The organism is Rhodohalobacter halophilus (assembly GCF_001715195.1).
Taxonomy (GTDB): Bacteria; Bacteroidota; Rhodothermia; order Balneolales; family Balneolaceae; genus Rhodohalobacter; species Rhodohalobacter halophilus.
The window spans coordinates 76,320-87,405 of the sequence record NZ_MDWE01000003.1 but is presented as its reverse complement, the minus strand read 5'-3'; the positions used below and the strand labels follow the sequence as shown (position 1 = coordinate 87,405).

At 39.5% G+C, this 11,086-nt stretch carries 7 protein-coding genes and 1 pseudogene; 4 read left to right on the top strand and 4 right to left on the bottom strand.

The genetic code is table 11. The features are described 5' to 3' along the window. The 3 genes from BG260_RS01600 to BG260_RS01590 form a co-directional block, all read left to right on the top strand. Positions 1–1,598: ATP-binding protein (locus BG260_RS01600; RefSeq protein WP_141691493.1), on the top strand; the 1,598-nt coding region annotated here is incomplete at its 5' end. A 1-nt stretch (position 1,599) separates the two neighbouring features. Then, positions 1,600–4,260, top strand: coding sequence for a Z1 domain-containing protein (locus BG260_RS01595; RefSeq protein ID WP_069130194.1), 2,661 nt, complete (start codon positions 1,600–1,602; stop codon positions 4,258–4,260). Positions 4,261–4,265: 5 nt separating this feature from the next. After that, positions 4,266–5,264: a PD-(D/E)XK motif protein gene (locus BG260_RS01590; protein WP_069130193.1), complete on the top strand. Its 999-nt coding sequence runs from the start codon at positions 4,266–4,268 to the stop codon at positions 5,262–5,264. On the opposite strand, the gene BG260_RS01585 is transcribed toward BG260_RS01590, so the two are convergent. The 4 genes and pseudogenes from BG260_RS01585 to BG260_RS01570 form a co-directional block, all read right to left on the bottom strand. After that, positions 5,254–6,777 (bottom strand): DNA cytosine methyltransferase, encoded by a 1,524-nt coding sequence (locus tag BG260_RS01585; RefSeq protein WP_069130192.1) that lies wholly within the window; start codon positions 6,775–6,777, stop codon positions 5,254–5,256. The two genes, BG260_RS01590 and BG260_RS01585, sit on opposite strands and share 11 nt — an antisense overlap. Then, positions 6,774–7,156 (bottom strand): annotated as a pseudogene (locus BG260_RS14505) (very short patch repair endonuclease). The gene BG260_RS01585 and the pseudogene BG260_RS14505 overlap by 4 nt, the downstream one beginning before the upstream one ends. Before the next feature lie 40 nt (positions 7,157–7,196). After that, positions 7,197–8,048, bottom strand: coding sequence for a bifunctional class I SAM-dependent methyltransferase/HIT family protein (locus tag BG260_RS01575; RefSeq protein WP_069130191.1), 852 nt, complete (start codon positions 8,046–8,048; stop codon positions 7,197–7,199). Beyond that, the gene (locus tag BG260_RS01570) at positions 8,048–9,175 is read right to left on the bottom strand and encodes an HNH endonuclease domain-containing protein (RefSeq protein ID WP_069130190.1); all 1,128 of its coding nucleotides are present in this window, start codon (positions 9,173–9,175) and stop codon (positions 8,048–8,050) included. The genes BG260_RS01575 and BG260_RS01570 overlap by 1 nt, the downstream gene beginning before the upstream one ends. 173 nt (positions 9,176–9,348) lie before the next feature. On the opposite strand from BG260_RS01570, the gene BG260_RS01565 reads away from it, so the two are divergent. Continuing rightward, positions 9,349–11,070, top strand: a complete 1,722-nt coding sequence (locus BG260_RS01565; RefSeq protein WP_176719407.1) for an SWIM zinc finger family protein — start codon at positions 9,349–9,351, stop codon at positions 11,068–11,070. Positions 11,071–11,086 lie beyond the last annotated feature (16 nt).

Sequence of the window (11,086 nt, the reverse complement as noted above, 5' to 3'; positions counted from 1 at the left end):
TGGAAACAGTTGAAAGTATTCCTAATGCAAAAAGAACATTTCAAGCTCTTAGAAGCTTGGGATATGATCTAAACTCTTCAATAGCTGATTTGGTGGACAATTCTATTTCAGCTGGTTCAAAAAACATCTATGTGCTATTTAAGCATATTAAGGGCGATTTCTATCTGAGAGTTTATGACGATGGAAAAGGGATGTCAGAAAAAGAATTAGAAGAGGCTATGAGATTAGGTGCAGAAGCAGAATATCAACCTGGGGATCTGGGTAAATTTGGCATGGGTATGAAAACAGCTTCTTTAAGTCATTGCAATATATTGACAGTAATTTCAAAGAAAAAGTCCTTTAAACCCGCAGGATTTAGTTGGGATATGGATCATGTATCCGAAAGTAATGAGTGGGAGCTTCTAAAGCTTAATGATAAAAACTTAAATAATTATCTCGATAATGAAAGAATGAAAATAGAGGAAAGTGGTACAATAGTTTTTTGGGATGATTTGTTTGTAATAGATAATGAATATAGATCTTACAATAGCGAAAAGTTAGCTGAAAATTATTACTACAGAATATTAGGGAAGCTAAAACTACACTTACGCATGGTTTTTCATCGCTTTTTAGATAATTCATTAGATAAGCCCAGAACAGTTAACATAACTGTAAATGATGAACATTTAGATCCTTGGGATCCCTTTTGTAGAAATGAATCAGAAACTTTTGAGGTTTCACTTAAAAAGGAATTATCAGAACTTCCATTTGAAGATTATCATTCTGCTGTTCACATAAAAGCTTTTGTATTACCAAGCAAAGATAACTTTTCAAGCGAAGTAGCATGGAAAAATGGCAAAGGCTTGTTGTCATGGAATGATGCACAAGGTTATTATATATATAGAGCAAATAGGTTAATAAGGTTTGGGGGGTGGCAGGGAACCATGGCTAAAGACGAACATATTAAATTAGCCAGGTTGAGTATTGATATTGAGCCTAAATTAGATGATTTATTTCAAGTAACAGTAAATAAAAACAAAGTTCAGTTTCCTGAGAAGTTATATTACCATCTAAAGACATACGTTAATAAGAGGGTTGTTAAAAATGCTAAGGAAGCTTATAAGGCCTCACCGAGTAAACCAAAAATAACTAATAGTTTTCGCAACCAGACAAATAAAATAGAGCAACTTTCTAAAGGGCTAACCAAAGAAAACAAAATTAGTACTTATGTAGATGAGGTGTCTGAAACTTTTGATGTGGAAATTGTAAATCCAAATGGAAGTTGGCTGTCAAACCAAGTTCAAGAATTTTTGGAATATGGAACAGACCGTGATTTTGAAGTTGTATCTGGAGAGGTTGAAAGTGGTCATCTATGGAAAATAATTGGAAATGCAGGGGAAAAATTTAAGGTGATTGTTAATGAAAAACATCCATTTTATTCACAGATATACGAATCTGGGAAAAGCAAATCAGTAACTGCAGCAATTGATGCTTTAATATTCTCGTTGGCGTTTGCTGAGCTTTTTAATAGAAATGAAGATAATGCCCATCTTTTTGATACATTTAAAACGGTTTGTGGAAATACATTGGAAAGATTAGTGAAAGAAAAGATTATTTAACATGGATACGGAACAAATATCAAGATATGTAGACGACCTTATTAAAAGGGTTAACTATGTTGGAGCAGAAAATTTTCAGATTGATAAGGAGATTGAAGAGTATCAAGATCAAATTACAAGAGAAGGAATACCAACTGAAATAAAAGGTGCTGTAAAAGAAAAACTTCTGGATAGGATTAATTATCGTGAGTCACATGACGGAGCTGTACTTATACCAATATCAGTTGTTGACGATCCAAAAGAACATGAAGAATGGTATGAAGAATGGATTTCTAAACATGACAACATACAAGACCAATATTATTGGAAACGACTAGAAAACTTTCTTGAAAAAGCATTGACAGATAAATATGGATCCACTAATGCTGGGCGAATTGTTAAAAGTATTGATGAAGCTACATATGGGATTATGGAAAATATGGCAAATCCCCGTAGAAAAGAATTTAGCTATAAAGGACTTGTTTTAGGATATGTACAAAGTGGAAAGACGGCAAATTTTACAGCATTAATTGCAAAAGCCGCAGACGCAGGATATAAATTCGTAGTTGTTCTTGCTGGCATACATAACATTCTAAGGTTGCAAACTCAGATAAGGCTTGATAAAGAGCTCACAGGGATTAACGACAGAAAGTTAGATGAAAAATTTATATCTACACCTTCTGATATAAAGCAATGGAATCGACTGACCTCAGCTACAATTGAAGATAAAGATAAAGGCGAATTTAGACGCGGTAGCAGTACTTTGCCGTTTTCTGTTTATTGTGGAAAATCCAATCCAACATTAGCTGTTATTAAAAAGAACTGCAGAGTGCTTGATCGATTAATCGATTATGTTAAGGAAGCTGGCTCTGACAGCTTGGAAAAAATGCCTCTTTTGATTATTGATGATGAGGCAGATCAGGCCTCAGTAGATGGCAATGCTACAGATCCGGACTCAGATCCTACTGCTACCAATTTTAGAATTCGGAAATTGATGAGCTTATTTACGAGAAAAGCATATGTGGGATATACTGCCACACCATTTGCAAATGTTTTAATAGACATGACAAGTGAAGATGAGCAAATTGAAGACGATCTGTATCCGAGAAATTTTATTGTCTCATTGCCAGAACCAAAAGGATATTTTGGCGCTTCTCGAATCTTCGAAGGAGATTTATCAGATGAATTTGTTAAGGTTGTACCTGATGAGAAGGAAAATTTAATTCTTGGTCGTATGACTGAAAACCTTGCTCATGCAATTGATGATTTTTTATTCAGCTGCGCAGTCAGAAACCTTAGAGGTCAGAGAAATAAACCCATGAGCATGCTGATTCATGTATCTCACAAAATTGATGATATGAGTACTGTAAAATTACTTGTGGAAACTTATTTCTCAGATGTCTGCGACCGTTATAGTGATATTGTAGGAAAGGAGAAGCTTAAAAAAGAATACGGCCAATCATGGGTAGAATTTAGTAGACACTCAAAAAAAATTAATAATGAACTTCAGACTAAAAATGAATTACCTGATTTTGAAGAAGTCTGGAGTGAATTGTCATCTGTTTTTGATAAGATTTCTATTTTGGAATTGAATAGTAGTACTGAAGATCGACTTGACTATTCTTCTGGTGAAGAAATAAAAGTTATTGCAGTTGGGGGCAATCAGTTATCAAGAGGTTTAACTTTGGAGGGGTTAATGACAAGTTACTATCTGAGAAGATCCCGCCAGTATGATACTTTACTGCAAATGGCCAGATGGTTTGGTTATCGCTCTGGATATGAAGATTTAACAAGAGTACATACCACTGCGGAAATTTGGGAGTTATTCGAACACTTGGCACTTGTTGAAGAAGAAATTCGAAGTGAGATCTATCGATATGAGGAAGAAGATAAAACTCCAGAGGAACTTGCTATAGTTATAAGGGACCACAGCACTTTAAATGTTACGGCTCCAAATAAAATGGGCGCTGCAACTGTAAGACAGGCATCCTTCAGTAAATCTCTAAATCAAACAATATGGTTACCTCTTGATGAACCAGATAAGCTTAATGCTAATTTTGAACTTGGTGAAAACTTTATTAACTCAATAAATGATTCTTATAAATTTGAAGAGCCTCAAAAAGGCATCTATCTGGCAAAAAACATACCCGGAAGAGGGGTATTACAAGAGTTTTTAAATAAATATCAATTTGTAGAAAAACAAAAAACAGGAGGGCCAGGTTTAGATGCTGAGCGCCTTATTGGTTATGTATATCGTCGAATAAATGATGTAGATAAACCAGAACTATTAAAGTGGAATATTGCAGTTGTCGGAAACAGGACTGCAGTTAAAGGTTGCTCATCATTAAATTATGGGGGGCTTGAAATCAACAGAATACAACGAAGCAGAAAACATAGAGAAAAAGGTTTTAATATTGGGGTTTTAACTGAACCGGAACATTTAAGAATTGATTTAGAGACAGGAGCTAATGATCCATATGATGGTCGATCTCCTCAAAATCCTTTATTACTTCTTTATTTGATATGGAGTGACAGTAAAGCAAGAAATAACCCGGCTTCTCCCCAGTATGGTGAAAGAATTAACCTTTTTAGGTTTATTGATTCAGCAAAAATTGACCCATTAGGCTTAGCAATTGTTTTGCCTGAGAGCAAAGCTGATCCTTATGATTTTATTGGACAATAAGCAATATGTATTATAAAGACTTAGCAAATGAGATATGGGGTCAGTTAGACAGATCTGGTGATTTTCAATCTGGTTATAAGAGTATTGATGTAACCAAACAAGATAATAGACCTTGTGGTCTTCATATATTTAATAGTGAAGATGGTAAATTACATTTCGTTATAGCTGATCACTCAGGAAAGAAAAGTGATATTTATGATCCGGCTGTAAATGGTCTTACTATTCAACTGAAAAAATATCATCTTAAAAATTCTGGTGTACAAAAATTTATTGATTTAGAGTGCGGGCTTAATGCTTACTCAGAAGAGTTCACAGAGATTGTTAAAGAAATATCTGAGAAAATACTGGCAGAAGGTTACTCTCCAGTTACTGCGGTAAATGAAGTGATTAGCAGTTGGAAATCTTTTTGGAGTAACCGTCCTAAAGAAATTTTATCTGACGAAGAACAAATTGGGTTATTATGTGAACTTAAAGTGCTTATTCTATTGTCTCAAATTGATCCTAATCAAGCTATTAGTGCTTGGAAAGGTCCATTAGGAGAAAAGTATGATTTTTTATTGCCCCAGAAGGTTTTAGAAGTAAAGGGTACACGAAGTGATAAACGCATTCATAAAATAAATGGAATTGATCAGCTTTCTGCTCCAGATGAAAAACAATTACTTGTAGTTTCATATCTAGTTTCAAAAACTAAAAACCAAACCACTATTTGTTTACCCGAATTGATTCAGGAAATCGAATCCATTTATTTTAGTAACAATGCTTCTCTAATCTTAAAATTCAGAAAGTTGTTGTCCTATAGTGGATATAGCCCTGTTCATAAAGAGAAGTATCAACAGTATAGATTTGATATTTATGACGGTCTTTTATATCAAGTTGATCGTGATTTCCCAAAATTATCTAGCAAGGATCTATCAAAACCTTTGAGCGCAAGAATTTCTAACATCAGTTATCGTGTAGAACTAGAAGGATTACCTTCTGAGAAGGTTGAAAATATTAGTTTCTAAACAATCTATGTACAATGTTGGCAATATCATTTGCTAATAAAGGAGGTACAGCATTGCCTACTTGCACATATTGTGAAGTCCTTGGCCCACAAAAGAAATAATTATCCGGAAAAGTTTGGATTCTTGCAGCTTCTCTTACGGTCAAGCTTCTGCATTGGGAAGGATCAGGATGTATATAATAGTGTCCATCCTTAGAAATGTGACTTGTAATCGTTTTGGAAGGCTTGTCTTCTAATTGTACTCTAAAACGATCTGCAAATTTTTTGTTTTTAATGGCTTCCTGAACATTTTTATGAGCAGGCAGAAGCTTTTCAGGAAAATCTTCCATTTTTGGTGATCTTCCTTTTACTTTCGCATAGGAAGAGGCAAACAAGTACCTGTGCAGATCACTTCCCATGTGGCCCCGGGATTCATGATTACAAGCCCCACCAATTCTTTCATCATAAAACCAATTCTGTTCATATTTCAATGGAGTATAATCTGACCGATTTTCAACAAAATCAGCACCTGAGTTTTTATGAGGGTTGGTTAAATTTTTTACCGTTGTCTTAACAAGTCTTACTACTTCACTGTCCATTGATTCCATAACTCCATTCAGGGTTATTTCTTCAATTTTTTTGCCCCAATTTTCCCAAACATTTTTTTGCCTTGAAAGACCGCTTCTTAGTCTTGGTAAATCATCTATTACGGCTTTCAAAGGAACGGAAGGTTTCTTTTCCAAAATTCCAGGTTGGCCTTGAAAAAAATCTTCTCTTATACCCAGTAAAATGACCCTGTGCCGTGTTTGTGGTATTCCATATTCTTCACACCGGATAACAAAATCCTTAGGTTCAAACTCGGGATCATCAAAAAGATTGTTTCGGGGCTCCTTCACCAAAGAAAAAATTCTGTATCCAGGCGCTTTCAAATCCTCCAAAATTTTATCAAAAATGGAATTGGATTTTGATCTGGCTGAAAGTAAACCCTTTACATTTTCCATGACAAAAACAGCAGGTCGATGAGCTTCAATAATCCGAAGATAGTGTTTATATAAATCCACCCTGTCATCTTCATCTGCATCTAAAATGGTTCTCTGGTTTCTTGACCTTCCAACAATTGAATATGCCTGACATGGAGGCCCTCCCAGTAATATCCAGTCCTCTTCATCTTCTCTTTCCAGTGCTTCTTCTATCCACTCATCAACCAAATCTGGATTAACTGAATCATCATCAAAACCAAGTTTAGCCTGTTTTGCTTCTTTCTCAGCAGATGCAACTTCCTCTTGAAATTCTTCCATCCCAAATAATTCATCTTTACTAAGTTCACCGCGCAAAACCTGATAATATTCTTCGGGCACTTCATCCGGATGAAACTGACGATAAAAACTTCGAAATGTCAGCGTCTCATGAGCGTACTTTTCCATCTCAATGGACAGAACTGTTTTAAAAATTCGTTCTCCACCATGAAATAAAGAACTGAATCCTTCTCCAAGTCCGCCCGGCCCAGCAAAGATGTCGATTACAGGAATACTCATCTGTTATTTTCTAAATCCTCAATCAATCCGATTAACGTTTTTTCCTTTTTATATGGCTTCAACTCACACTCCCAAACCACAATTACATTCCACCCTATTTCTTCCAATTCCTGAATGTGTCTTTCATCCCGTTCTTTATTCCGATAAAGTTTTTCTTCCCAAAACTCAGTATTGGTTTCAGGTAGTTTAAAATATTTACAATCTTCATGAACATGCCAAAAGCAGCCGTGCACAAAGATAACAGAATTATATTTCGGTAACACTAAATCAGGCTTTCCCGGTAAATTTTTCTATGAAGCCCGTACCGAAATCCGTTTGAGTGCAGAAACTTTCGTACGATCATTTCAGGCTTTGTATCCTTGCCTGAAATCTGGCTCATGTTATAGCTTCGGGTTTTCGGCTCGTGAACGTCTGTCATATCAATAATCCCCCATCCCCGGAATCACATTCCTAATCCCTCCACGGGGATTTTCCACATCGCCTTTATACCTGGGAATGATGTGGATGTGCGTGTGGAAGACGGTTTGTCCGGCGGCTTTGTTCATGTTAAAGCCGATGTTGAATCCATCGGGTTGGTATTTCTTTTCTAAGATCGTTTTCACTCGTTCAACCATAATTTGGCAGGCGGTTTTTTCCTTGTCGGTCATGTCAAAATAGTTGCGCGATTTCCGCTTGGGAATCACCAGCGCGTGGCCTTTGTTCACCGGGTATTTGTCGTAGATGCTGTACACGGTGGCCAGTTCGGAGATAAGTTCGGTATCGGGAGGCGGATTTTCAAAAATGCCTCCTTTGCCGTTGTCCACCTGGGTGAAATGCCGGTATTCGTAGATCTCGCAAAAATCGTTTATGAAAAAGGTTTTGTAGGGCAATTTAACATTACACTGATAGGTCGGCACTTTGTGGACGTAGTGCGTTCGGTAGCCAAATCTTTTCAAATCCCGGCGGACGGTGAAATAGGCTTTGCCGCTCGGCTTAAGTAACTCACTGACCGACATTAACACTTCCGCCTGTTCTTCCGGCAACAACACGTTCAGCACGTACTGGCAGAGAATGGTATCAAATTTTTGAGTGGGATAATCGGGAGCGTAGTGGGGATCATAATTGGTGCAGGAAATCCCCTTGGCATTCAGGAACTCTGCATCTTTCCCAAATCCCGAGCCGAAATCGAGCACCTCTCCTTCAATCACTCCCATGTTGTAGAGCTTTCGGGTGGGATACGAAACCTTGTCCCGTTCCTTGGCGGTAAGATGTGCGTTGGGATTTCCTTTCATCACAAGTTGAAGGCTTCAAAACCACGGGTTTCGATTAGATACCGGCTTTTCTCTTTCAGGGAATCGAAGGCAGATTTTTCCCAATTATGCTGTTCAAAATCCTGCCGGGTGATGAGATTCACGTTCATCTCTTTCTCAAAACCGGCCTGCTCCACATCACGAATGATCTGCCAGTAGGAAATGATTTGGTCTTTCCGGTTGTCCAGTAATTCCAGGGAGGGAATTTTGTCGCGCTTGCTGTTATTTACAGAGGCTTTGGCCGGCAACAAATTCCACAGGTCATTATTTCGCCAAACCGAAAACGGCAGGACGTGGTCAATATTCAGATCATAGGTAATCCGGCTGCCCGACCAAACGCATTCCAGTTCGCCATGCTTCTTTTTCAACGTCTTGAAGATCTTTTCGGACAACAACACATTCCGCGCTTCCTGCGGCGACTTCAACATGGTTTCGAGCATCTGGTTCATATTCAGGCTCTTGTCTTTATCCACGGTAAATTCTGCCCAGTTGATCAGAATGGAATGCATTCCGGTAATAAAACTTCCCATTAATTCCATCACCTTAAAATAATCAAGGGGAATGGAGAACCGGGTAAAATTTTCGATCAAAAAGTTCACATCCATTTTATCGGGCTGCATCAACCGGATGTTGGTTTCTTCCCGATGATAAATGCTGTACTCAGACCCGTTCACCGATTTCCCGATATAGCGCATGGGCTGATCTTTGATAGTATCCCTGAGTTTCTTGCAAAGCTGAAAAACGGTGTCTTCCATTTCACCTGGCAGATTCCCCCGGATGAGTTCCGAATAAAAGACCGACAGTCCGCCTCTTAGTTTGTAGAAATCCGTTACCTCTTTAAAGAGCGAGCGGAAGGAAAGCGTGAACGAATGAAGATCATCACCGTTTCTCTGGGGAAGTTCTTGTTCAATGATTGGGTAGTAATATTCCAGCCATTTCAGGATCAATAATCCCACTGGAAGTACCACTCGCTCATCTTCAAATTTCTGATACGGCGACTTTTCCTGGATTACTTCAATCGTAGCCCGGAGCAGGGCAAATTTGTAGGTGGTGCCTTTGCTGTCCCGCTCAATGATCTGGTTGATATTTTTTAGTACCTCGTATTCCATCTCCCCAAAACTAAACTTTCCCGGGGATAAAGCAAGACGTATCAAATCATTAGATGAAAAAGATTCATCTCCAATCGGTTTGGCAGGGATTTATTTGTTGCGCCGGTGTAAGGCTTTGGTTTTTGAAAACCTCAACCCGTATCATTCCCCTAAACAAATTTACATGTACTTTTATGAGTTTTCTTCTCAATATTGATGATCCGGAATCCAATTTTCCTCCGGTAATACTCAAACGCGGGGTTGATTATCTGCATCAGGGACGAGTGGAGAATTTGTCGTTTGAGGGGGATAAAACCTGGACGGCCAGGGTGCATGGAAGCTTCACATATTCGGTGCGCATCCAATTGCTGAATGATGAGGTGGCGAGGGGCTCGTGCAGTTGCCCCTATGCGGATTCGGCTCCCTGCAAACACATCGCGGCGGTGCTGCTGGCGTTGGAGGACGAAGCCATCGACTGGATGGAGATGGACATTGTGGAAGAAGACAAATCACCGCCAAAAACACCGGATGACTTTGAAGAGCTGTTAGAATCTGCTACAAAGAAAGAACTGATAGAAGCCATCCAAAAAACGGCCATTTTTAATGCACAAATAGAGGAACACATGAGAACGATTATTGGGGCAGGAACGGGCGGAATGGGAAAGCCGGACTATCGCAAAATAGTTAAAAAAGCGCTGGCTCCGGCCCGCCGAAAGGGAATGATGTACGGAAGTGAGGCCCGCCGACACCTGGTGGCTGTGTACGAGCTGCTGGGGCAGGCGGAAAAGCTAAAAAAATCCGGCTCCATCCGGGACGCCCTGGATATCTGTCAGGTGGTGATGGAGGAGATGGTTCCGGCCCTGCAATTTATAGACGATTCGAATGCGGATGTGGGCGAGAGCCTGAATTTGGCCACGGCATTACTTTTCAAGATTAGCGGGGACGTGCCGGATAAGGAACGGAATGCCTTTTTTAAATGGTGCCTGAAATCGCTGGATGACAAACGCTACAAGGGCTGGGATTTTGAGGATGATTTCCTGGCGATGGCCGTGAACATAGCGCAAACGGACAAACAGGTTGAAAATATCCGGACATTTATGGATGCAAAAATTGAGCGGCTAGAAGAAAATCCGGATAATTGGAGCTCACAATTTCATTTGGAGCGTTCGGTGTTGCAGAAAGTCCGCCTGCTTAGAAAAATTGGGGATAAGAATGAGGCGGATGCACTTCTGGAAAGGTATACATATTTGACAGGTGTATATGCGGAACGGATTGAAACGGCCTGGCAGCAGGAGCAGTTCGGCCGCGTGAAGGAGCTGGCCGAAGCAGCTATTGAGAAATTTGAAAAAAAGGCTCCGGGTTTGCGAAAAGACTGGAATGAATGGCTGATGAAGGTGTCGGAAAAGCAGGGAGCTTCGGGAGAAGTGCTGGAACGTGCGCTGGTTATGCTGGCCGAAGACCCAAAAATGGAGCGTTTTGTAAAGGTGAAGGGTCTGGTGGCCCCGGATGAATGGGATGCCTATTTAAAAGAGAAGGTGTTACCAGCACTTAGCCTGGGTTTTCCGGGCCGGAATTTACGTTCGGAGGTTTATGCACTGGAAGGAATGTGGGAGAGGCTGTTGGCGGATATGAAGAAAAATCCGCATATCTCTTATGTACAGCATTATCAGCATCATTTTAGCGAAACCGGAGAATACCCGGCTGTACATGCTGTTTTTGAGATTTATGAACACATTATTTGGGAAGCATTGGCAAACCGGGCCGATCGCAAGAATTACCGGTATGTATGCCGGATGCTGAAGAAAGCCATCCAATTTGGAGCGGAAAACCAAGCCGGTAAGCTGGCAGACAATATACGGGAGAAATACGCTAACCGTCCCTCCCTGCTGGAGGAACTGGATAAGTTTGGATTTTAGTGAATAGTTCTTTGTT